Source organism: Streptomyces sp. T12 (genome assembly GCF_028736035.1).
In the GTDB taxonomy this organism is placed as follows: domain Bacteria; phylum Actinomycetota; class Actinomycetes; order Streptomycetales; family Streptomycetaceae; genus Streptomyces.
Genome location: NZ_CP117866.1, coordinates 1907779 through 1930447 on the forward strand (window position 1 = coordinate 1907779; position 22669 = coordinate 1930447).

General features: G+C 71.7%; 20 protein-coding genes and 1 pseudogene. 6 read left to right on the forward strand and 15 right to left on the reverse strand.

Translation table 11 applies throughout. The annotated features are described in order from the left end of the window. Positions 1 to 16 precede the first annotated feature (16 nt). A complete protein-coding gene (locus tag PBV52_RS08430) occupies positions 17 to 1489 on the reverse strand; it encodes a PLP-dependent aminotransferase family protein (protein ID WP_274237662.1) in 1473 nt (490 codons plus the stop codon). On the opposite strand from PBV52_RS08430, the gene PBV52_RS08435 reads away from it, so the two are divergent. Together PBV52_RS08435 and PBV52_RS08440 are read left to right on the forward strand one after the other, a co-directional pair. Continuing rightward, positions 1488 to 2441: a DMT family transporter gene (locus tag PBV52_RS08435; protein WP_274237663.1), complete on the forward strand. Its 954-nt coding sequence runs from the start codon at positions 1488 to 1490 to the stop codon at positions 2439 to 2441. The two genes, PBV52_RS08430 and PBV52_RS08435, sit on opposite strands and share 2 nt — an antisense overlap. 94 nt (positions 2442 to 2535) lie before the next feature. After that, positions 2536 to 2730 carry a DUF1918 domain-containing protein gene (locus PBV52_RS08440; RefSeq protein ID WP_128427901.1) on the forward strand — a complete coding sequence of 65 codons (195 nt, stop codon included), beginning with the start codon at positions 2536 to 2538 and terminating at the stop codon, positions 2728 to 2730. A 22-nt stretch (positions 2731 to 2752) separates the two neighbouring features. On the opposite strand, the gene PBV52_RS08445 is transcribed toward PBV52_RS08440, so the two are convergent. Next, positions 2753 to 4042, reverse strand: coding sequence for a glycoside hydrolase family 10 protein (locus PBV52_RS08445; protein ID WP_274237664.1), 1290 nt, complete (start codon positions 4040 to 4042; stop codon positions 2753 to 2755). 173 nt (positions 4043 to 4215) lie between these two features. Between PBV52_RS08445 and PBV52_RS08450 the strand changes: the two genes are divergently transcribed. Both PBV52_RS08450 and PBV52_RS08455 read left to right on the forward strand, forming a co-directional pair. Then, positions 4216 to 5088 (forward strand): 3-hydroxybutyryl-CoA dehydrogenase, encoded by an 873-nt coding sequence (locus PBV52_RS08450; RefSeq protein ID WP_274237665.1) that lies wholly within the window; start codon positions 4216 to 4218, stop codon positions 5086 to 5088. 193 nt (positions 5089 to 5281) lie between these two features. Beyond that, complete coding sequence (locus tag PBV52_RS08455) at positions 5282 to 5539, forward strand: hypothetical protein (RefSeq protein ID WP_274237666.1); 258 nt, start codon at positions 5282 to 5284, stop codon at positions 5537 to 5539. Positions 5540 to 5554: 15 nt separating this feature from the next. Here the strand turns inward: PBV52_RS08455 and PBV52_RS08460 are convergent, their stop codons facing one another. The 10 genes and pseudogenes from PBV52_RS08460 to infC form a co-directional block, all read right to left on the reverse strand. Further along, the gene (locus PBV52_RS08460) at positions 5555 to 6100 is read right to left on the reverse strand and encodes an NUDIX hydrolase (RefSeq protein WP_030054968.1); all 546 of its coding nucleotides are present in this window, start codon (positions 6098 to 6100) and stop codon (positions 5555 to 5557) included. A gap of 85 nt (positions 6101 to 6185) precedes the next feature. After that, positions 6186 to 7526 carry a transcriptional regulator gene (locus PBV52_RS08465; protein ID WP_274237667.1) on the reverse strand — a complete coding sequence of 447 codons (1341 nt, stop codon included), beginning with the start codon at positions 7524 to 7526 and terminating at the stop codon, positions 6186 to 6188. A 277-nt stretch (positions 7527 to 7803) separates the two neighbouring features. Next, the gene (locus tag PBV52_RS08470) at positions 7804 to 8880 is read right to left on the reverse strand and encodes a PP2C family protein-serine/threonine phosphatase (RefSeq protein WP_274237668.1); all 1077 of its coding nucleotides are present in this window, start codon (positions 8878 to 8880) and stop codon (positions 7804 to 7806) included. A gap of 167 nt (positions 8881 to 9047) precedes the next feature. After that, complete coding sequence (gene pheT, locus PBV52_RS08475; protein WP_274237669.1) at positions 9048 to 11561, reverse strand: phenylalanine--tRNA ligase subunit beta; 2514 nt, start codon at positions 11559 to 11561, stop codon at positions 9048 to 9050. Continuing rightward, entirely contained in the window at positions 11561 to 12682 is a 1122-nt protein-coding gene (pheS, locus tag PBV52_RS08480) for a phenylalanine--tRNA ligase subunit alpha (RefSeq protein WP_274237670.1), read from the reverse strand. Before pheS ends, pheT begins: the two co-directional genes overlap by 1 nt. A 147-nt stretch (positions 12683 to 12829) precedes the next feature. Then, positions 12830 to 13966: an ATP-binding protein gene (locus PBV52_RS08485; RefSeq protein ID WP_274237671.1), complete on the reverse strand. Its 1137-nt coding sequence runs from the start codon at positions 13964 to 13966 to the stop codon at positions 12830 to 12832. A 229-nt stretch (positions 13967 to 14195) separates the two neighbouring features. After that, entirely contained in the window at positions 14196 to 15044 is an 849-nt protein-coding gene (locus PBV52_RS08490) for an RNA methyltransferase (protein WP_274237672.1), read from the reverse strand. Between the two features lie 103 nt (positions 15045 to 15147). After that, the gene (gene rplT, locus PBV52_RS08495) at positions 15148 to 15531 is read right to left on the reverse strand and encodes a 50S ribosomal protein L20 (protein ID WP_006141703.1); all 384 of its coding nucleotides are present in this window, start codon (positions 15529 to 15531) and stop codon (positions 15148 to 15150) included. Between the two features lie 100 nt (positions 15532 to 15631). Then, a complete protein-coding gene (gene rpmI, locus PBV52_RS08500; RefSeq protein ID WP_003977225.1) occupies positions 15632 to 15826 on the reverse strand; it encodes a 50S ribosomal protein L35 in 195 nt (64 codons plus the stop codon). A gap of 110 nt (positions 15827 to 15936) precedes the next feature. Further along, positions 15937 to 16627 (reverse strand): annotated as a pseudogene (gene infC / locus PBV52_RS08505) (translation initiation factor IF-3). A gap of 356 nt (positions 16628 to 16983) precedes the next feature. Between infC and PBV52_RS08510 the strand changes: the two are divergent. Further along, complete coding sequence (locus tag PBV52_RS08510) at positions 16984 to 17361, forward strand: DUF1844 domain-containing protein (protein ID WP_274237674.1); 378 nt, start codon at positions 16984 to 16986, stop codon at positions 17359 to 17361. 1 nt (position 17362) lies between these two features. Here the strand turns inward: PBV52_RS08510 and PBV52_RS08515 are convergent, their stop codons facing one another. Continuing rightward, on the reverse strand, positions 17363 to 18094 hold the full coding sequence (locus tag PBV52_RS08515; protein ID WP_274237675.1) for an SseB family protein: 732 nt from the start codon (positions 18092 to 18094) through the stop codon (positions 17363 to 17365). 150 nt (positions 18095 to 18244) lie between these two features. Between PBV52_RS08515 and PBV52_RS08520 the strand changes: the two genes are divergently transcribed. Beyond that, on the forward strand, positions 18245 to 19231 hold the full coding sequence (locus PBV52_RS08520; RefSeq protein ID WP_274237676.1) for a serine hydrolase: 987 nt from the start codon (positions 18245 to 18247) through the stop codon (positions 19229 to 19231). 12 nt (positions 19232 to 19243) lie between these two features. Here the strand turns inward: PBV52_RS08520 and mycP are convergent, their stop codons facing one another. Together mycP and PBV52_RS51400 are read right to left on the reverse strand one after the other, a co-directional pair. Further along, positions 19244 to 20494, reverse strand: coding sequence for a type VII secretion-associated serine protease mycosin (gene mycP, locus PBV52_RS08525; protein WP_274237677.1), 1251 nt, complete (start codon positions 20492 to 20494; stop codon positions 19244 to 19246). Beyond that, on the reverse strand, positions 20491 to 22290 hold the full coding sequence (locus PBV52_RS51400; RefSeq protein WP_306801423.1) for a hypothetical protein: 1800 nt from the start codon (positions 22288 to 22290) through the stop codon (positions 20491 to 20493). Before PBV52_RS51400 ends, mycP begins: the two co-directional genes overlap by 4 nt. Between the last annotated feature and the right edge of the window lie 379 nt (positions 22291 to 22669).

A 22669-nucleotide genomic window follows, 5' to 3' on the forward strand; every position in this document is an offset into this window, starting at 1 on the left:
CGCGGCTGCCCCGCGGCTAGAGCACCTCGTCACAGGCCGCCCGCAGCCGCCGTACCCCCTCCGTGATCTCCCCCACCCCCGCCACCGCCGCGAAGCTCAACCGCAGATGCCCGGCCGGAGGTTCCGCGCTGAAGTACGGACGGCCGGGCGTGATCGCGACGCCCGCACGCAGGGCGGCGGAGGCCAGGGCGGACTCTCCCCCAGGGCCGAAAGCCCGGGAGGTGCCCCCCGTTCCGTCGGGCAGGCGGAGCCACAGGTGGTAGCCGCCGGACGGGATGTGCGGGAGGGCGAGTTCGGGGAGGTCGAGGCGCAGGGCGGACGTCATCGCGTCGCGACGCGTCTTCAACTCGGCGGAGATCGCCCGCAGATGGCGCGGCCAGGCGGGCGAGCCCACCAGTTCGAGCGCGGCCTCCTGCAGGGGCCGGGGCACGAAGAAGGTGTCGACGACCTGGATGGCGCGCAGCCTCTCCAGCACCGGCCCACGGGCGGCGAGCGCACTCAGCCGGAAGCTCGGCGAGGTCGCCTTGGTCAGGGAGGAGACATGGACGACGACGCCGTCGGGATCGTCGGCGGCCAGCGGACGCGGCAGGGGTCCCGCGTCCTCGTGCACCAGCCGCCGCACGAAGTCGTCCTCGACGACGAAGGCACCGGCCTCGCGCGCGATGCGCAGCACCTCGCCGCGCCGGTCGGGGGCGAGCATCGCGCCGGTCGGGTTCTGGAACAGCGGCTGGCAGACGAACACGCGGGCGCCGGTCGCCCGGAAGGCGTCGGCGAGCAGGGACGGCCGTACACCGTCGGCGTCGACCGGGACGGGGACCGGGCGCAGACCGGCCGCGCGGGCGATGGCCAGCATGCCCGGGTAGGTGGGCGACTCGACCAGCACCGGCGCTCCCGGCGGAGCGAGTGCCCGCAGCGCGGTCGTCAGGGCCGACTGGCCGCCCGCGGTGATCAGCACCTCGGCGGCCGTGACGGCGCCGCCCGGCCCGCCGATGCTGCGCGCGAACCACTCCCGCAGCTCCGGCAGCCCCTCCATGGGCGGCCTCCCCCACGCGCCGGGGCGACGGCCGGCCCGGGACAGCGCGGCGGACATCGCCCGCTCGGGCTGCAACGACTGGTGCAGGTAACCACCGTTGAACTCGATCACGCCGGGCGGCGGAGCGGACAGCGAGACCAGCACGCCGGAGGCGTCCACCGAGCGCGGCACGAGCTCCGTGGCGGCGTCCGCGCTGAGCGCCACCTCCTGCCAGGAGGTGTCCCCGACGGAAGCGGACCGCGCGTGCGGCTCGGCGCGGAAGGCTCCGGCGCCGGGCCGGGTGACCACCAGGCCCTCGGCGGACAGCTGCGCGAGGGCACGGGAGACGGTCACCGGGCTCACCCGGAACCGTTCGACAAGGGCTCGACTCGACGGGAGCTTTCCACCCGGAGAGTAGCGGTCCAGCTCTCGCCGCAGCTGACTCGCCAGTTCACCGACACTGCTACGCTCGTGCATGGGAACAGAGAATAGCGCTACCGCTCCAAGGTCGATAGCAGTCACTACGCCGACCACCCCGGCCATCCCGGCCACCCCGGCCACCCCGGCCAGGACAACCCTCCGTGGCACCCTCCAGGCCGCCCTCGGTGTCGCGGCCTTCTCGCTCACCTTCCCCGCCACCGCCTGGGGCCTGGAGGGTTTCGGCGCCTGGTCCCTGGTCGCCGTGCGCAGCGTGCTGGCCGCGCTGATCGCGGGCGGCTGTCTGCTCCTCCTGCGCGTGCCGCTCCCCGCCCGCCGGCACTGGGCGGGCCTCGCGGTGGTCGCCGCCGGAGTGGTCGTCGGCTTCCCCCTCCTCACCACCCTGGCGCTTCAGACGTCGACCACCGCGCATGCCGCCGTCGTGGTCGGGCTGCTCCCGCTCACCACCGCCCTGTTCTCCGCCCTGCGCGTCGGCACCCGCCCCTCCCGCACCTTCTGGACGGCGGCCTTCGCGGGCGCGGCCGCCGTGGTCGCCTTCACCGTGCAGCAGAGCGGCGGCGCCCTGACCACCGCCGACCTGTACCTGTTCGCGGCGCTGGTGGTGTGCGCGGCCGGCTACACCGAGGGCGGCCGGCTGGCCCGGGTCATGCCGGGCTGGCAGGTGATCGGCTGGGCGCTGGTGCTGTGTCTGCCGCTGAGCGTGCCGGCCGCCGCACTGGCGCTGTCGTACGAACCCGTCCACCTGACCTGGCACGGCGTGACCGGAGTGCTGTGGGTCGCGGCGGGCTCGCAGTTCCTCGGCCTGGTCGTCTGGTACCGGGGCATGGCGGCCATCGGCATCCCGAAGGCCAGCCAGTTGCAGTTGGCCCAACCCCTGCTCACACTGGTGTGGTCGGTGCTGCTGCTGGGCGAGCACCTGACAGTGGCCGCCCCGCTGACGGCCGCGGCGGTGCTCGTGTGCATCGCCGTGACCCAGCGCGCGCGTGGCTGAGCGGGCCCCGACGACCCACTTCCAACCACCGCTCCACGCCGTAGACTCAAGGCCACGGACCGCTGCTCCCGCACCTGGTGAGGAGACCCAAGAGATGCGTGCAACCGTGGGCGACCAGCTTGTCCAGCACGGCAGGGTGGTCGGGCAACACGACAAGGTCGGCGAGATCGTCGAAATCCTGGGCCAGGAGGGCAACCCCCCGTACCGCGTCCGTTTCGAGGACGGGCACGAGGGCCTGTGCTCCCCCGGCCCCGACACCGAGATCCGTCACAGGGACACGATGAAGTAGCTCGGCGCGCAGAGCGAGCAGATCAGCGCGGCGGAATCGCCGGCCGCCCATAGTGGTCGGCGACCACCCGTGCCATCGCCCCGATCCGGTCCGCCGCCACGTCCTTCGCGGCGAAGAAGACGTGCCCGCGCGCCTCCACGTGGTCCTTGGCCAGGGTGAGGTGCCGGGACAGCTCGGCCTTGTCCTGCCAGGCGGCGGGCTGCGCCGGATCGCCGGCCTTGTACAGCGCCTCGCCGAGGTACAGCCTCGTCCGGCTGCCGCGCGCCACCTCCGCCCACCAGGGCACGAGCTTGGCGTAGTCGGCGGCCGCGAAGCCGATGTTCCAGTACAGCTGCGGGCAGATGTAGTCGATCCAGCCCTCGCGGACCCACTTGCGGGTGTCCGCGTACAGGTCGTCGTACGTCTGCACGCCCGCCCGTGAGTCGGAGCCGAGGGGGTCGGTGGCGGCGTTGCGCCACACGCCGAACGGGCTGATGCCGAACTCCGTGCTGGGCCGGATCTTCCTGATGCCGGCCGCCATCTCCTGGACCAGCCGGTCGATGTTGTCCCGCCGCCACTCGGCCCGGGTCGCGAAGCCGCCGCCGTAGCGGTCGTAGGCGTCGTTGTCGTCGAAGGTCTGGCCCGCCACCGGGTACGGGTAGAAGTAGTCGTCGAAGTGGACCGCGTCCACCGGGTACCGCTTCACCGCGTCGAGCATCGCCTTCTGCACGAACGCGCGGACCTCGGGCAGCCCCGGGTTGTAGTAGAGCTTGCCGCCGTACGTCACCACCCAGTCCGGGTGCCGGCGGGCGGGGTGGGATTCGGCCAGCCTGGTGGGGTCGGTGTGGTTGGCGATGCGGTACGGGTTGAACCAGGCGTGCAACTGCAGCCCACGGGCGTGGGCCTCCTCGACGGCCGTACCGAGCGGGTCCCAGCCGGGGTCCTCGCCCTGAGTACCGGTGAGGACCTGCGACCACGGCTCGTACGGCGAGGGCCACAGGGCGTCGGCCGTGGGCCGCACCTGGAGGATGACCGCGTTCAGGCGGCTTTCCACCGCCGCGTCCAGGTGAGCGATCAGCTCGGCGCACTGTTCGTCGGCGGTCAGCCCCGGCTTGGAGGGCCAGTCCCGGTTCGCCACGGTCGCCACCCACACACCGCGCATCTCGCGGGTCGCCCGGCGCCGGGCCGGCTTCGTCGTTCCGCCCGCCATGGCGGAGCCGGCCGCCACCGCGCCGCCTCCCGCCACGAGTGCCGACAGGGTGGTCACCGCGAACGCCCGCCGTGACATCCGCGACTTGCGGTGCAGCATCTTCTTCATACCTCCGTGTGCCATGGTCAAGAGCCCACCCCGTGACCGATCCGTGCTCTGCGGATCGCGCCCCGCATCAGCCTTTCATGAGGCACCCGAACGATCGATCATGCTTCGCCGAAGGTAACGTGCAGGTTTGGAGCAGGAGCCGAACAACGGCGGTCCTGCCGCACTCGTGGACCAGCGAAGGGGTCGATGTGACCGGCATCTCCGGAGATATTGCACGCGTCGGTGTGGTGGGCTGCGGCCAGATGGGAGCGGGCATCGCCGAGGTGTGCGCCCGCGCCGGGCTGGACGTGATGGTCGCCGAGACCACCGGCGAGGCCCTGGAGATCGGCCGTACCCGGCTGTTCACTTCTCTGGCCAAGGCGGCCGAGCGCGGCAAGATCAGCGAGGAGGAGCGGGACGCCACGCAGGCGCGGATGTCCTTCACCACGGACCTGGGCGAGTTCGCCGACCGTGACCTGGTGATCGAGGCCGTCGTCGAGAACGAGCAGGTGAAGACCGAGATCTTCCAGGTACTCGACCAGGTCGTGACCCGCCCGGACGCCATCCTGGCCTCCAACACCTCCTCGATCCCGCTGGTGAAGCTGGCGGTCGCCACCTCCCGCCCCGACCAGGTCATCGGCATCCACTTCTTCAACCCGGCCCCGGTGCAGAAGCTCGTCGAGCTGATCCCGGCGCTCACCACCTCCGAGGGCACGCTCGCCCGTGCCCAGCAGTTCGCCGAGAAACTGCTCGGGAAGCACGCCATCCGCGCCCAGGACCGCTCCGGCTTCGTGGTGAACGCGCTGCTGATCCCCTACCTCCTCTCCGCGATCCGGATGTTCGAGTCGGGCATCGCCAGCCGCGAGGACATCGACAACGGCATGGAGCTCGGCTGCGCCCACCCGATGGGCCCGCTGAAGCTCTCCGACCTGATCGGTCTGGACACGGTCGCCTCGGTGGCGCAGAGCATGTACGACGAGTTCAAGGAGCCGCTGTACGCCTCTCCCCCGCTGCTGCTGCGCATGGTCGACGCGGGCCGGCTCGGCCGTAAGACCGGCTCGGGCTTCTACACCTACGGCTGATTACAGACCGTCAGATTCCGGCCAAGCACACGGGCCCGGCACCGAGAGGGTGCCGGGCCCGCGCCATTCACACACCGTGTGCGCTCCGGGCTCGCATATGCCCCTCGCACACTCTCCCCACGGGCCCACCAGGCGAGTTCACTTTCCCTGCGCATGCCAGGGATTCGAGATGACTACGGAAAGGAGCGGACTCGTGACCGCCGATCCCGAGCATCCCGTCGTACAAGGAGAACTCGCAGAGTTACGACGTCGCCTCGACGTCGCCTACGCCCGCGTGGAGGGCGGGCTGGCTCTGCTCACCCACCGCACCGAGGAGACCGCCAAGGAAATCGACGAGCTGAACACCCGGATCCACACACTGGAACACGCGCGCTGGCCGCTGCCCGCGGTCGCCGCCCTCACCGCCGTGGGTGCTCTCGTCGTGGCGATCTGGCAGGTCGTCGGGCATTAGATCCGGGACGTCACTTCAGGGCAAGACGTCCTGCCCGAGCCTGAGATGGTGCAGCAGCAGTAACGCGGCCGCCATGTTGGCGGCCGGGACCTCCCCACGGGCGACCATGTCGGGGACGAGCTTGAGCGGGACCCATTCCCGGCGGTCCGACTCGAAGTCGTCCACGGGATGCCCGACGTACTCGCCCTCGTCGGCCCAGTAGATGTGGTGCCGGGCGTCGGTGAGCCCGTTGGAGGGCTCCACGCTCATGAGGTGGTGCAGGGGTCCCGGCCGCCAGCCGGTCTCCTCCTCCAGCTCCCTGGCGGCCGCGCGGACGATGTCCTCGCCGTCCTCGACGACGCCCGCCGCGAGCTCCCACCCCCAGCTGTCGGTGATGAAACGGTGGCGCCACAGGAGGAGGACTTCATTGGCCTCGTTGACCACCGTGGCCACGGCGACCGGCCGCAGCCGTATGAGGAAGTGGTCCAGGTGTCGGCCGTCCGGCAGCTCCACGTCTGCCAGGTTGACGGTGAACCAGCGGTTTTCATACACAGTTTGTTCGTTCTGTTTCGTCCACTGCACGGTTCTGCCACCTTCCGTCGAGTAAGTGGCAATATCGCAGCAGGGACTATGAGGTGTCGGTGTTCGAGTACCGGCTTGCGGCGGCCTAAAGCGGTACGCGCAGTGCTCCGTCGATGAGTTCGGCGGCCTCGGAGGTGCCCGCGCAACCGCTTCGCACCAGGTATTCGCGTACCGCCCGGAGTCTGTCGCGCAGGCGCTGGGACTCCATCCCCCGGGCCTGCTCGGCCATCTGCACCGCGGTGGCCACCGCTTTGTCGGCATGGCCCTGGCGCAGCTCGATCGTGCTGAGCATGGCGAGCCGGTGCACCCGGCCGCGGTCGTGGGCGGGATTGTCGACGGCGGCCGCGGCGTGCTCCCCCGCTGCGGCCAGCTCCCCGAGGCTGAGCAACGCCTCCGCCACCTGGACGTTGACGAGTCCGGGCTGGACATAGCCCGTTTCGTCGGGTTCGTATCCACGACGGATGCGTTCGGCGGCCTGCTCGGCACGCCGGATGCAGGACAGGGCGCTCGTGCCGTCGCCGAGGTGGGCGTACGCCTTCGCCTGCATCGCGTACAGGTCGGAGGCGAGGGCCGGGGTGATGTGCTTGCCGGCCGCCCGCAGCGCGGCCTCCGCGAAGGCGACGGCCTGCCGGAACTCCCGCATGAACAGCGCCTGGTTGACGAGAAGGGCGATCACATACGCGCCCAACCCCCGGTCGCCACTGGCCTTCGCGAGCCGCAGCGCCTGGTGGAAGTAGCGCTGGGCGAGCCCGTGCGCGTCGGAGTCGTACGCGCAGATACCGGCGACCGCCACCAACCCGCCCGTGGCCCGGTGCAGTTGACGTCCCGTGGCATCGGTGTAGCTGCCGCGCAGCAGCGGGGCGGCTTCCGCGTTGAGGAATCCGACGATCCGGGTGCGGGTCGCTATGCCGCCCGCCTTGCGGTACATCTGCTCGTAGTGGGTGCGCGCGGCACGCAGCATCTCGAGGTCGGCGGGGGTCACCCGATGCCGACCGCCGCGCGACACGTCCACGTCCTCGGGCGGGTTCTCCCACTCCCACACGGGCATGACGGCCGGCGTACCCGTGACCGCGGGCGCGCCCAGGATGTGGGGCCGCTGCTGCTCGTCGGAGCGCCACAGCGCGGTGGCCCGCTCCACGAAGCCGGACAGCGAGGTGGTGTGCGCGACCGACTGTTCGCCGGGCACACCGAGGCCGATGTCGTCGAGCGTGACCGTACGGTGCAGCCGGGTGGCGAGCACCTCGCAGATCAGGTCGGGCACCTGGCCGCGCGGCCGCTGCCCCTTCAACCACCGTGCGACGGCGGTGTGTTCGTACCTGAGCGCGAGCCCGCGCGCTCTCCCCGCCTGGTTCACGTGTGCGGCCAGCCCCGCGTGCGAGATCCCCGCCTCGTCCAGGATCGCGTCGAGCAAGGTATTGGGCTGCATGTATGCCCCCCGGATGACTCGGTGCCGTCAGAGTAGTGCGAACGCCTTCACACGGGGTGTGAACGGAGTGCGCGAATCCGCAGCGTGCGCGCGCTGTTGCGGAGAGTTTCCAGCCGGTTGACTGAAATGCCTCGCAAGAGGCCGGCCGGGCCGCCGGCTCCCCCTCGTACAGTGCGGCGGCCCGCATCCGCGCCGTCCGCCCAGCTGCCTGCCCGACACTCCGTGGCGGGGCGGACGGCCTGCCGGCAGCTTGGCCGTGCGACTGAACGCCGTTGCGCTAAAGGTGGTTGGTCGGCTGCGGGTTGTGTGTGGCTGGTCGCGCAGTTCCCCGCGCCCCTGAAGGTTGGCTGCACTCCACCCTGGTTCTGCCGTTCCGTAGGACCAGTAGCGCCACGTCGTCTGCCGGCCTTCCTCTTGTGTGGCGCAGGAGGGCCGTGAAGAGGGTGCGCAGGACTGTCTGCGGAGTGATCGGGGCGTTGCGTACGACTCCCATGAGCGCCGCCTGCAGGGAAAAGAACCGGCCTCTCGCGTCCCTCGCGTCCTCGACGCCGTCCGTGTACAGGACCAGGGAGTCACCGGGCTGCAGGGAGCCACAGGGCAATGGGGTCAGTTCGACGGGGAGGGGGAACGGGCCCAGGGGCGGGAGGGGATCGGCGCGGGCGAGGGGTTCGACGCCGCCGCCGGTCAGCAGATACGGCCAGGGGTGACCGCAGTTGAGGGCGGTGATCTCGCCGTCCCGCCCGATCTGCAGCAACAGGACGGTGACGAACTCCTCGGCGACCGGGCTGTCGGGCTCCCGGCCCGCGGAAGGGTGCTCTTCGCGGGCCCGCTCGCGCAGGTGCCGGGCCAGGGCCCGGTCCAGTCTGTGCAGGACCCGGCCCAGGTCGGGTTCGTCGTGAACGGCCTCGCGGAAGCTGCCGAGGACCGCGGCGACCGTGCCGAGGGCGGCGATGCCATGGCCGCGTACGTCGCCCATCACCGCCCGTACGCCGTGCTCGGTGGCGATGACCTCGTACAGGTCACCGCCGACACAGGCACTGCGGTCCGCGGAGAGCTGAGCGGCGGCGACGTTCAACCCGTCGATGCGCGAAGGCAGCGGCCGTAGCAGCGCGCTCTGCGCGGCACCGGCGACCTTGCGGACCTGCCGGAGCTCCCGCAGCAACGCCCGCCGGACGTGCACGATCAGCCCCGTACCCACGGCGAAGAAGACGGCACTGGTGACCACACGAGCCCCGAAGCCGTCCTGCTGGGCGAGCGGGCAGGCCAGCTTGTAGGTGATCGCCATCGCGCCCCATGCGGTGGGCAGCCCCATCGCCAGCACCTTGCGGGGAACCCGAGCCTTGATGCGGAACATGCCGATGGCCCCCCAATAGGCCCTGACAACGCAGAATCGGACCGACCCCGAAAGGCCGGTCCGATTCTGTCGAGAGATGGTCCGGAAGTACCAGATCACCCAGAGAAGTCACCCTATTGAGTGAGGTGACCGCAACGCGCCCTATCAGGGGCGCGGGGAACTGCGAACTACCCCCTCAGAACGGCCCCCGTACGCTCGCCCGCCAGGGCAACCGCCGCGTCCCGAGCCGCCGACGCCTCATCGACCGTCAGCGTCCGGTCGCCCGCACGGAACCGCAGCGCATACGCGAGCGACTTCTTCCCGTCACCGAGCTGCTCGTCATTGACGTACACGTCGAACAGCCGGATCGCCTCGAGGAGTTCACCCGCCCCGTCACGCAGCGCGGCCTCGACCTCCGCGGCCGGCACCGGCTTGTCCACCACGAGGGCGACATCCTGCGTGGCCACCGGGAACGTCGAGATGCTCGGCGCCTGAGGCGTACCGTCACCGACCTGCTCCAGGGCGTCCAGGTCCAGCTCCATCGCACAGGTGCGCGCGGGCAACCCCAGCGCCTTGAGCACCCTCGGGTGCAGCTCACCGGCGTGACCGACAACCCGCTGCGCACCGTCGACGGTGATCGCCAGCTCGGCGCACCGCCCCGGATGCCAAGGCCCGTACTGCCCGACCCGCACGATCAGCTCGGCCCCGGCTTCCCGCGCCACGGCACGCGCCGCCTCGACCGCGTCGGCCCACCCGGCCGGACGGCCACCGCCCCACCAGCCGGCCTGTTCACGCGCACCGGCGAGAACGACGGCGACGTGGCGCGGCTGCTCGGGCAGCACGGCGTTCAGCGCGGCGATCTCCTCGTCGGTCGGACGGCGGTCGACCGGCAGATGACCGGCGACGCGCTGCTCCTCACGCGGCTGGAAGACCAGACCCGTCTCGAACAGAGCCAGGTCGTGCGAGCCCCGCCCGTCATTGCGGCGCAGCGCACCGAGCAGACCGGGCAGCAGCGACGTACGAAGCGCGGGCTCCTGGTCGTTGAGCGGGTTGACCAGCTTGACGACGCGGCGGGCCGGGTCGTCGGCCGCCAGGCCGAGCTGGTCGAAGACCTGCTCGCTGACGAAGGGGTAGTTCGGCGCCTCGACGTAGCCCGCTCCGGCCAGCGCGCGGCCGACCCGGCGGTGCAGCCGCTGGCGGTGGGTCAGACCACGGCCGGACGGCGGCTTGGGCAGCGTGGAGGGCAGGTTCTCGTAGCCCTCCAGGCGGATGACCTCTTCGGCCAGGTCGTTCGGCTCAAGGAGGTCGGGACGCCAGGACGGCACGGTGACGATCAGCTCGTCCTGCCCGTACACGTCGCAGCCGATCTGCTGGAGCCGCCGGACGACGGTCTCGCGGCCGTACTCGACACCCGCGACCTTGTCCGGGTGGTCGGCCGCGACGGTGAGCGTGTGCGGGGCGTTCGGCGTGACGACCTCGGTGACACCGGCGTCGGCGGTGCCGCCCGCGAGCAGCACCAGCAGGTCGACCGTGCGCTGGGCCGCCGCCGCGGCGGCGGCCGGGTCGACGCCGCGCTCGTAGCGGCGGGACGCCTCCGAGGACAGCTTGTGACGGCGAGCCGTACGCGCGATGGAGACCTGGTCGAAGTGGGCTGCCTCGATGACCACGTCGGTCGTCGCGTTCTCCACGTCGTCGTGGTCGGCGATCTCCGTGTGGGCGCCGCCCATGACGCCCGCGAGGCCGATCGGGCCGCGCTCGTCGGTGATGACCAGGTCCTCGGCGTGCAGCTTGCGCTCGACGTCGTCGAGGGTGACGAGCCGCTCGCCCTCCTCGGCCCGGCGCACTCCGATGGTGCCGTGGACCAGGTTGCGGTCGTAGGCGTGCAGCGGCTGGCCGAGCTCCATCATCACGTAGTTGGTGACGTCGACGGTGAGCGAGATCGGGCGCATGCCGACCTTCTGCAGCCGGCGCTGGAGCCAGATCGGAGAGCGCGCCTCGGGGCTGAGGCCGGTCACCGTGCGGGCGGTGAAGCGGTCACAGCCGATCGGGTCGGACACCTGCACCGGGTAGCCGAAGGCGTTGGGGCCGGGCACGTCGAGCAGCGCCGGGTCGCGCAGCGGCAGGCCGTAGCCGATGGCGGTCTCGCGGGCGACGCCGCGGATGGACAGGCAGTCGCCGCGGTTGGCGGTGACGGCGATGTCCAGGACCTCGTCGACCAGCTCCAGGAGCTCGATGGCGTCCTTGCCGACCTCGGTCTCCGGCGGCAGCACGATGATGCCGTGGGTGCCGTCGTCGCCCATGCCCAGCTCGCTGGTGGAGCAGATCATGCCGTGCGAGACACGGCCGTAGGTCTTGCGCGCGGCGATCGCGAAGCCGCCGGGCAGCACGGCACCCGGGAGGACGACCACGACCTTGTCGCCGACCTGGAAGTTGCGGGCGCCGCAGATGAGCTCCTGGGGCTCGCCGGTGCCGTTGGCCTGGCCGACGTCGACGGTGCAGAAGCGGATCGGCTTCTTGAACTCCGTCAGCTCCTCGATGGTCAGCACCTGGCCGACGACGAGCGGGCCCTTGAGGTCGGCGCCGAGCTGCTCGACGCTCTCGACCTCGAGACCGGCCGAAATGAGCTTGGCCTGGACGTCACGGCCGGTTTCGGTCGCCGGCAGGTCGACGTACTCCCGCAGCCAAGAAAGCGGGACCCGCATCAGATCTCCATCCCGAACGGCCGGGTGAACCGGACGTCACCCTCGACCATGTCTCGCATGTCCTCGACGTTGTGGCGGAACATCAGCATCCGCTCGATGCCGAACCCGAAGGCGAAGCCGCTGTACTTCTCCGGGTCGACGCCGCAGGCGGTGAGCACCCGCGGGTTGACCATGCCGCAGCCGCCGAGCTCGATCCAGCCTTCGGAGGAGCAGGTGCGGCAGGGGCGGTCGGGGTTGCCGACGGACTCGCCGCGGCAGACGTAGCAGACCATGTCCATCTCGGCGGACGGCTCGGTGAACGGGAAGAAGTTCGGCCGCAGCCGGGTCTTCATGCCCTCGCCGAACAGGGCCTGGACCATGTGGTCCATGGTGCCCTTGAGGTCGGCCATGGTCAGGCCCTCGTCCACGGCCAGCAGCTCGACCTGGTGGAAGACCGGGGTGTGCGTGGCGTCCAGCTCGTCGGTGCGGTACACGCGGCCGGGACAGATCACGTAGACCGGCAGCTCGCGGTCGAGCAGCGAGCGGACCTGCACGGGCGAGGTGTGGGTGCGCAGCACGACACCGGAGTCGCTGCCGCCGTCGGGGCCCTCGACGAAGAAGGTGTCGGCCTCGCCGCGGGCCGGGTGGTCCGGGCCGATGTTCAGGGCGTCGAAGTTGAACCACTCGGCCTCGACCTGCGGGCCCTCGGCGACCTCGTAGCCCATGGCCACGAAGACGTCCTCGATGCGCTCCGACAGGGTGGTGAGCGGGTGGCGGGCGCCGGCCGGTACGCGGTCGTACGGCAGCGTGACGTCCACCGCCTCCTCGACCAGTACCCGCTGGTCGCGCTCGGCCTCCAGCTCGGCCTGGCGGGCGGCGAGGCCCTTGTTGACGGCGCCGCGGGCCTGGCCCACGCGCTTGCCGGCCTCGGCCTTGGCGTGCGGGGGCAGGGCGCCGATCTCGCGGTTGGCCAGCGCCAGCGGCGAGGTGCCGCCGGTGTGGGCGACCTTGGCCTCCTGGAGCGCGTCGAGGGAGTCCGCGGCGGCGAAGGCGGCGAGCGCCTCGTCCCGCATGCGCTCGATCTCTTCCGGTTTCAACGCCTCGACCTCTACAGGGTCGTACGACTTATTCGGTGCCGACATCTCTTCCCGTGCTTCCGATTGGCTGGCTGAAGGTCCCCGTACCGACTCGTGGACAGATCGTCACGGTTTTTGGGACACAAAGGTGCCAAAGGCCGAGTCTAACGGGGTTGAGGAATGCGAATGCGCCCGTGGTGCCCGGTCCGGATCTCAGGTGAGATACGCCGGTGCCGCCACGGGCAACGTAAATCGGAACTGCGCGCCGCCGCCGGGGGCGCGGCCGACCTCGATGGCGCCGCCGTGCGCCTCGACGATGCCCTTGACGATGTAGAGCCCGAGGCCCGTGCCGCCGCGCTTGCTGCCCCGCCAGAAGCGGGTGAAGACGCGGTTCATGGACTCCTCCGGGATGCCAGGCCCCTCGTCGCTCACCGTGACCGACGTGCCGGTGTCCTCGTCTTCGCGCGGGGACGCCGTGGCCGTGATGTCAATGGTGACCGTTCCGTCGCCGTGCCGCACGGCATTTTCGATGAGGTTGCTGAGCACCTGGTCGATCTTGTCGGGGTCGGCCCACAGGGCGGGCAGCGGCTGCTCGATGCGCAGCAGGAACCGGTCGGCGGGCTGGCCGGCGGCGACGTAGGCCTGGATGTGCCGCCCCACGGCCGCGCCTATGTCGACGGGCTGGCGGCGCACCTCCAGCCGCCCGGAGTCGATCCGCGAGATGTCGAGCAGCTCGGCGATGAGCCGGGTCACGCGGTCGGCGTCGGCGTCGACGGTCTCCAGCATGAGCCGCTTCTGGTCGTCGGTGAACCGTTCCCACTTGGCGAGGAGGGTGGCGGTGAAGCCCTTGACCGAGGTGAGCGGTGAGCGCAGTTCGTGGGCGACGGTGGCGATCAGCTCGGCGTGGCTGCGCTCGGTGCGGCGACGGGCCTCGGTGTCGCGGAGCGAGACGACGACGCGGCGCACGGGGCCGGTGGGCTCGCTGCGGACGTACCGCACCGAGACGAGCACCTCACGCCCGCCGGGAAGGAGGAGATTGCGCTCCGGCTGCCTGCGCCGAATGGCGAGCCCGCCGTACGGATCGGTCAGCTGCCACCAGCGCCGCCCCTCCAGGTCCTCTAACGGCAGGGCCTTCTCCAGCCGCTGCCCGAGGGCGTCGGCGGCGCGGACTGCGGTGATGCGCTCGGCAGCGGCGTTGAAGCAGATGACGTGCCCGTGCTCGTCGGCGACGACGAGGCCGTCGGGCAGGTCGTCGGGATCGATGCCGAGCTCGGCGAGATCACCGGGACAGGACGCGGACGGCCGCCGCACCTCCCGTGCCCCCGGCGCGCTGCTCGTGCCGACACTCATCCCCGTACCCCACCTCTCACGACGGCTGAGGGGCCCCGAGCTGGTCACCCTACTAGCCCCTGCCGCCGGATTCCCGCCGTCCGCCCGAAGGGCGGGCCCCGCGGCGTCTGGTGCGTGCGATCGCAAGGCGCCGGAGCGCCCTCGTGGCGGAGCCACGTGGGCGGTTCGGCAACGCGGCGAGCGTGCGTGCCAGACGCCGCGGGGCAGGCGGGAATCCGGCGGCAGGGGCTTAGCTCTCGGTGACGGTGCGGCACCCTCCGGAGGCGCGCTGTGCACGGGCCGACGCATAGAGACATACGGCGGCGGCGGTGGCGAGGTTCAGGCTCTCGGCCTTCCCGTGGATCGGGACGCGCACGACGGCGTCGGCCAGCGCGCGGGTCTCCTCCGGAAGCCCCCAGGCCTCGTTCCCGAACACCCAGGCGGTGGGCCCGCCCATGCTCCCCTTGTCGAGCTCGTCGTCGAGATCGTCCGTCCCCGCCCCGTCGGCGGCGAGGATCCGCACACCGGCGTCCTTGAGCCCCGCCACGGCCCGCTCGACAGGGACACCGACGGCGACGGGCAGGTGGAACAGCGACCCCACGGAGGCCCGTACGGCCTTGGGGTTGTACAGATCCACGGACGCGTCGGTGAGTACGACGGCCTCGGCCCCGGCGGCGTCCGCACACCGCAGCACGGTCCCGGCGTTCCCGGGGTCCCGCACGTGCGCGAGTACGGCGACGAGCTTGGGCCGGGCGGCGAGGATCTCCTCGAAGGGGGTGTCGATGAACCGGCAGACCCCGACGAGCCCCTGCGGGGTGACGGTGGTGGAGATGTCGGCGATCACCTGCTCCGCGGCCAGGTGCACTCGGGCGCCCGCCTCACGGGCCTCGCCGATGATGTCGGCGTACCGCTCCGCCGCCTCGACGGTCGTGAACAGCTCGACGAGCGTGGACCCGTACGCCGCCGCCTCCCGCACGGCCTGCGGCCCCTCCGCGAGAAACAGCCGCTCCTTGCCCCGGAAGTTCCGCTTGGCGAGCCGCCGGGCGGCGGAGACGCGGGGGGAACGGGGGGAGATCAGCTCGGGGCTGACGGAGGGCATGGGGTTCACCTTGGTGTTTCGAAGTTCACGGACACAACAGGACCCGCAAGCCTCCTCGGCCTGCGGGTCCCTTCAGTCACGTCGGCCTAGAGCCGGCGGAGCGTCACGCAGCCTTCGGCGCGTTGACGTCCGACGGCAGCGCCTTCTGCGCGACCTCGACGAGCGCGGCGAACGCGTTCGCGTCGTTGACCGCCAGCTCGGCCAGGATCTTGCGGTCGACCTCGACGTTCGCGGCCTTCAGACCCTGGATGAAGCGGTTGTACGTGATGCCGTTGGCGCGGGCAGCGGCGTTGATGCGCTGGATCCACAGCTGACGGAAGTCACCCTTGCGCTTCTTGCGGTCGTTGTAGTTGTAGACCAGCGAGTGGGTGACCTGCTCCTTGGCCTTGCGGTACAGGCGCGAACGCTGACCGCGGTAGCCGGAAGCCTGCTCGAGGATCGCCCGGCGCTTCTTGTGGGCGTTCACTGCCCGCTTGACGCGTGCCACTTTTTACTCCTTGTAGCGGGGCCGTGGTTGGACTCACACGGCCCGGAATCGATTGGGTCCCGGTCCAGACGTACGGCGCTCAGTGGGGGCGCCGCTGACGTCACTTGCCGAGAAGCTTCTTGATCTTCGCGGCGTCGCCCGGGGCCATCTCGGCGTTGCCGGTGAGGCGACGCGTCACGCGGGACGACTTGTGCTCGAGCAGGTGGCGCTTGCCGGCACGCTCGCGGAGCACCTTGCCGGAGCCGGTGATCTTGAAGCGCTTGCTGGCACCGCTGTGCGACTTGTTCTTCGGCATAGCGCCGTTCTCTCCTCGTCGGTGGCGTTCCGGTGCCCGGTCGTGAAACCGGGCACGGTGGAACGTCGCTGTTGTATCGGTTACATCCTGGGGACTCGCGCCCCCCGGGATCACGCCTCGGCAGAAGCCTCGGCAGGTGCCTCGGTCTCCACGACGCTCTCGGCGTCCGCGGACTCCGCGACGTTCTGCGACTTGCCGGGGTTGGCCTTCGCGTCTGCCTTGCGGGCTTCCTGTGCCTGGCGGGCCTCGGCCATCGCCTCGGTCTTCTTCTTGTGCGGACCGAGAACCATGATCATGTTTCGGCCGTCCTGCTTCGGGTTCGACTCGACGAAACCGAGGTCCTGGACGTCCTCCGCGAGGCGCTGCAGCAGTCGGTAGCCCAGCTCGGGCCGGGACTGCTCGCGACCACGGAACATGATCGTGATCTTGACCTTGTCGCCCTGCTTGAGGAACCGGACGACGTGACCCTTCTTGGTGTCATAGTCGTGCGGGTCGATCTTCGGCCGGAGCTTCATCTCCTTGATGACCGTGTGCGCCTGGTTCTTGCGCGCCTCACGGGCCTTCATGGCCGACTCGTACTTGAACTTCCCGTAGTCCATGAGCTTGCACACGGGCGGACGGGCGTTCGCCGCGACCTCGACCAGGTCCAGGTCGTACTCCTGCGCAAGCTCCAGTGCCTTGGCCAGCGGGACAATGCCCACCTGCTCGCCACTGGGACCGACAAGTCGCACCTCGGGAACGCGAATCCGGTCGTTGATGCGGGGCTCGGCGCTGATGGATCCTCCTCGGTTAGCACCACACGGCGGTCTGGCGGACAGCCGCGTATGTCTCTTTCGTAAGACCTAACCGCGCCGAAGCACAAAAAATGCCCCGGACGATCACAGGCGGGGCTCCAAAACACTGCCGGAGCACCTTCGCGGTGATCGCGGGGGCGCACTTTCGGGCGACTCCATCGTCCGTACGGAACGATGGTGGCCGCCTGACCGGGGTGACCCGCCGTCCCGGGGGACGGTCAGGTGGGAGATCGGAGCCTCCACTTGTGGGCCGAGCACATGAGTGTCCGGCCGGTCGTTACACAAGGTTAGCAGCTCGGGCCAGGAACGGCTAACCGAGGGCAACCGGGGCCCGCTCCGCCCCGGCCCCCTATCGTGTGGGGCATGAGTGAGACCTCCCCCTCGGACAGCCCCGAGACCCCCGGCACGTCCGACTTCGACGCCATGACCCGCGACATCGCCGAGGTCCCGGCGGTCGAGGTGATCGTGACGGTCGCCGTCAATCTGATGAGCGCCGCCGCCGTGAAGCTCGGTCTGACCGAGGAGGGCGACAAGTTCAAGGACCTGGACGAGGCCCGCAAGCTGGTGCACGCCCTCGCCGGTCTGCTGGACGCGAGCGCGACGGAGATCAGCTCGTTCCACGCGGCGCCGCTGCGCGACGGGCTGAAGTCGCTGCAGCTGGCGTTCCGTGAGGCGTCGATCGTCCCGGACGAGCCGGGTCAGGGGCCGGGCGAGAAGTACACCGGCCCGATCTACGGCTAGTTCATCCCCGTACGTACAGGGGCTCGCCCGGTGGCGTCGCCTCGGCCGGCAGCAGTGCCAGGTCGAGGCCGCGCACCAGGCGGGCCCTCAGTGTTTCGTCGGCGGCGAGGCGCTCCGCCACCGACCGCGCGGCCCGGGCCGGGGGCTCGGCCGGGTCCAGTACGAGGGCGAGGGTGCCGTCGGCCTGCCCGGGCCCGAGGTGGGCACGCAGGACGGCGGGCTCGGCGGCGACAGCAGTGCGCACGGCCGCAACGACGGCCGGGTCGGCGAGCGGGTCGGTCGTCGTACGGCCCTCGGCGAGCGCGAGCAGCGCGCGCCCCGTCAGCTCGTACGTCACTGGCCCGGCCATGTCCAGCACGATCGTGTCCGCCTTCTCGTGTGCCGCGGCCTGCAGGGCCTGGTGCAGGGGTACGGCGACGGGGCGGGCCGCCGGGTCCCAGCGGGCGAGCGAGTCGGTGGACGTGAAGGCGGGCAGGGCGGTGCGGTCGCCGGCCTTCAGGGTCGGTACGGCCATGTCGCTGGTCTTCTCGTGGCGCAGCCCGTTCTCGTCCTCCTCCACCTCGCCGAGCACGGCCACGACGGGGACGAGCAGCCGGGCGCCCTTGAGCGCCTCCAGCACGGGTCCCTCGGCGGTGCGGTCCTCGGCCCAGGCGGCGAGCGCGGCGCTCAGCCGGGGGTCGGCGGTGCCGTCGTCGTCGGAGAAGGGGGAGTCGGGAATGTTCTTGTTCGCCACGGTCACCGACCCTATCGGGGGGATGCTGCTGCGCTTGTGCGGCCCCGGAAACCCGGCTGTGACGCGTTTCACCGGAATCTCAGATTTCCCTGACACACATCTAACGTCCGTCTAACGGCCCGCACAGTCGCCGGCCCGACGATCGCGGACATGGAGTCTTCCAGAGCCCGCCGACGTCGCCGGCCCCTGCCGTACACCGCGCTCGCGTTCGTCGTCATCGTCGGCGGTGCCGCCGCGGGGACCGTGTACATGCAGGCTCAGGCGCACTCGGGAGGGAGCGCCGTATCGTCAGCGGTGACGCCGTCGGCCTCGGCGTCGGTTTCGGCCCGGGCGGGTGGGGAGGCTTCTGTGGAACCCGTGGCACAGCCGACGGTGGACCATGACGTACTGCTGGCCGAGGCCATGGAGTCGGTGACCGTCGAGGAGGGCGCCGAGGTGTCGGTGGCGGTGCTGGACCTGGAGTCCGGTGCCGGCGCCAGGTACGGGAACAGCAGCTTCGACACCGCGAGCATCGTCAAGGTCGACATCCTGGCCGCGCTGCTGCTCCAGGCGCAGGACGCGGGGCGTGAGCTCACCGCCACGGAGAAGTCGTACGCGGCCGACATGATCGAGAACAGTGACAACACCGCCGCGTCGGCCCTGTGGCGGGCGATCGGGAAGGCGGAGGGGCTCGACGCCGCGAATGCGCGCCTCGGGCTCGCGGACACCGAGGGCGGCGACGGCATGTACTGGGGACTGACGCAGACCACTGCCGCCGACCAACTCACGCTGCTGCAGCAGGTGTTCGGGGAGGATTCGGAGCTGAGCGGGCGGTCGCGGGCGTATCTGCAGGAGTTGATGGGGGAGATAGCGGTCGACCAGCAGTGGGGGGTGTCGGCCGCGGCCGACGGCTCGGCGTGGGCGTTGAAGAACGGCTGGTTGCCGCGCACCGCCACCGGGCTGTGGGACATCAACAGCATCGGGCGGGTGACGGTGGACGGCCACGGCTACCTGGTGGCGGCACTGTCCGACGGCAACTCGACGAAGGCGAAGGGGGTTTCGCTGATCGAGGCGGCGGCGCAGGCGGCGGTGTCCGTGCTCGCCGGCCAGACCTCGTCCGCCTCCCCGGCTGCGGCGACCTCCGCCACCTCCTCGTGACGGACCCGGCGGCTAGAACTCGTAGCGTGCGCGGCGGCCGCGCCACAGTGCGACCGCCGAGACCAGCAGGACGCCGCCGGCGCCGCCCGCGAGCCAGGCGGCCCAACTCGTCGTGTCGTCCTCCGACTTGGCGGCATCGGGACCCGAGCCGAAGTACTCCTCGCCGTACGCCACGGCCGTCAGGCCCTTCGGCTTGATGCGGGAGGCCTCCTTGATGGCCGCCGCCGGGTCGATGAAGCCGTAGCCGCGGGAGTCGTCGCGGCCGTCGGCGGGGGCGTTGCGGGCCGTGTCCTCCAGGAGCTTCTTGATCTGGGCCGGGGTCAGGCCAGGGTGGGCGGCCTTGAGCAGGGCCACCGCTCCGGAGACGAAGGCCGCCGCGGCGCTCGTGCCCCAGCCCTCGTAGTACTTGTGGTCGGGGTCGGCGATGATGACGTCGACGCCGGGGGCGCTGACCGTGGCGTACCAGCGGCGGGTGGAGAACGAGGCGCGGGTGCCGTAGCGGTCGACGGCGGCCGCGGCGATGACGCCCGGGTAGGCCGCCGGGTAGGAGATGTGGTCGCCCTTCTCGCCGCCGTTGCCGGCCGAGGCGACGATGACGGCGCCCTTCTTCAGGGCGTACTGGACGGCCTCGTCCTCGCCCGCCTCGGGGTGGGCGGACTTGGAGTCGTCGCCGAGGGAGAGGTTGATGACGTCGGCGCCGTGGTCGGCGGCCCAGCGGATGCCGTCGGCGAGGGCGTTGCCACGGGTGCTGCGGGCCTTGGCGCGGGCGGGGTCGCCGTCCTCGAGGATGACGCGGACGGGGAGGATCTTGGCCTCGGGGGCGATGCCCATGACGCCGTCGCCGTTGCCGGCGCCGTGTCCGTGGCCGGCGATGATGCCGGCCATCGCGGTGCCGTGCCGGGCCCAGGCGCGGTCGCCGGGCTCGGCCCCGAAGCCGACCATGTCCTGGCCGTCGAGGACGTTGCCGGACAGGTCGGGGTGGTCGGGCTCGACGCCGGTGTCGAGGACGGCGACGGTGGTGCCCTTGCCCTTGGTGGTCTGCCAGGCCTCCTGCGTGTGCATGGCGTCCAGGGCCCACTGCCGGGCACGTATGGAGTCGGCGTGCGCGGCGGTGGGCGGCAGAAGGGCGAGACAGGCGCCGAGGAGGACGGCGAGGGGGCCGGTGCGCCGGGTCAGGACGGACTTCACAGCGCTGGTGTCGGCGGTCTCGGCGGTCGCTGCGGTCGCGGCAGAGGCCGCCGCGCTGTTCGGGCCGGTGTTCATGACGACTGCTCCGTGGACGGGCTGACGTTCTTGCGCAGGGAGCGTTCGACGCGGTCGGCGAGGCCCTGCGCCTCGTGGCCGAGGCCGGCCTGGGCGACGTCCGTGGTGGCGCCGGACTGCATGGCCTCCTGGGCGGGCTCGGGCTCGTCGACGGTGCGGTCGTCGGCCCAGCCGGAGACGGCGTAGACGACGACCGGGGCGTCGGTGAGGACGGAGACGGTCCACGAGGCGCGCTGTTCGGCGCCGAATCCGGCGGCCAGGGTGCCCTTGGCGGCGTAGGGGCGGGGCATGAGGTCGCTGCGGCGGTCGAGGCCCTCTTTGGTGAACTCGGTGTCGAGCGCGCGCATGGCAGCGGCGTCGGCCTTGGTGAAGAGCAGGCCGACGGTGGTGACGTAGCTCTGGGTGGCGTCGATGTAGGTGGCGCGCAGGAGGCGCTGGCAGCCTGCGGGGGCGAGGGCCTTGCGCAGCAGCGGGTCGAAGGCGTTCGCACAGCCGGTGTCCGGGGCCACGGCGATCCGCGTCCACGTCCGGTCGGCGCCACCGGGTCCGGCGCCCTGCCCGATCACGGTGGGCGGGAACAGCTTGTCGACGGGGATGCTGTGCCACAGGCTCCCGGCCGCGGCGAAGGTGTCCTGAGCACCAGCTTCGCCCGGGTCGCCGATCAGCCAACTCCCGGTCAGGGCCCCGCCGATGAGCCCGAGTCCGAGCACGACACAGGCGGCCGCCCCGGCAATCCGTGGCCGGATGCGCACCCCCAGGGGCCGCGGTCGAGCCTGCGCGTCGTAGCCCTCGGGCTCCGCGAACGACACGACGGGGCGCTGGGATCCCGGTGCCCCGCCCGGCGCCATGGGGGCGCTCCAGGAGAGGGACGGGTCCGGGGAGAAAGCGGCGGCGCCGTGGCCGTTCGCGGCGTGGCCGTGGGTGCTAGTGGCGTGGCCGTGGGTGCTCGTGGCGTGGCCGGTCGTGGCGTGGGTGGGCCCGGCGGGGGTCGAGACCGCGTGCCCCCGGCTCGCCGGACCGTCTCCGGCCGACGGCTCCGGGGCGGGACGCAGGGGAGGCAGAGGGCCGGAACCGGCGGGGCGAGCGGGCTCGGCAGGCGCGGCACCGGGGCGGGTGGCCGGCTTCTGGGGCATGCCGACGGAGCCCTGCGCGGGGACGGTGCCCGGCTGGGCAGGTGCGCCGGCGGGGCCCCGTGCGGAGGATGGGCGGTTGTCGGCCTCGGGCGACGGTTCCGCGGGGATCGGACGGAGGCGGAAGGTGGTCTCCGCAGCGGTCTCGGCGGGGGCGCCCGTACGGCGTGGCGGCGAGGGACGGTCGGCCGGGCGGGGCGGTGTGCCCTCGGGTACGGCCTGTCCGGTGTCCTCGCGGCGCAACGATCCGCCACTGTCCCGATGCCCGTCGCGGGCGTCGGGACGTCCCGCCGTCGGCGGCGTGTCCGGGAAGCGTGCCGAGGCACGGGGTGGGGGCGGGGACGTGGGGGCGGCCTCGGTGGGGGCCGGGGTGCGGCGCGGGGCGGCGGAGTCGGCGGACGTGCGTCCGCTGGGGCCCGTGGGTCCGGTCCGGTCGCCGTGCGGGGGCGACGAAGGGGCGCCGTCTGCGCCCGTCGACCCGGCGCGGACGCCGTCGGCGACGCCGCTGCTCCGAGGCGACGGCACGGCACGTGAGCCGTCCAAGCCCGGCGATCCGGCCCAGGCACGCGGGTCCGGGGATCCGGAACCGGAGCCGACGCCGTCGGTCTGCGGCGGCGCGGCGGCCTCGCCGCGGGCCGGCACAGGACCGGCCGAGCCCGGCCTCACGCCGGCACCACCACGCACCGTCCCCTGCGGCGCCCCTCGCGACCCCGGGCCCGGCCCTGCGCCGACACCGTCAGGCACCGATCCCTCCGTTCGCGAACCCTCGCCGGGTGCCCGTGTGGTCTGGGCGCCCAAGGCCGTCTGCTCACCCTGTGTGTCGCCGGGCGTCGGCGGCTGGGCGGGTCTCGGCGGTGTGGCCGGACGGGGTGGGGCGGCGGGCGGTGGGGGTGCCGTGGGGCGTGGCGGGACGGGGGCGCGGCGCGCTTCCGTGCTCATGCACCCCCCGTTTCCTCATGCCCGGGCCCATCCTCGTACGCGGGCCGTCGTCGCGTTGTCCGTCTGCCCGGCGCGGACTCGTCCGACCAGGCACGCATACCCGCAC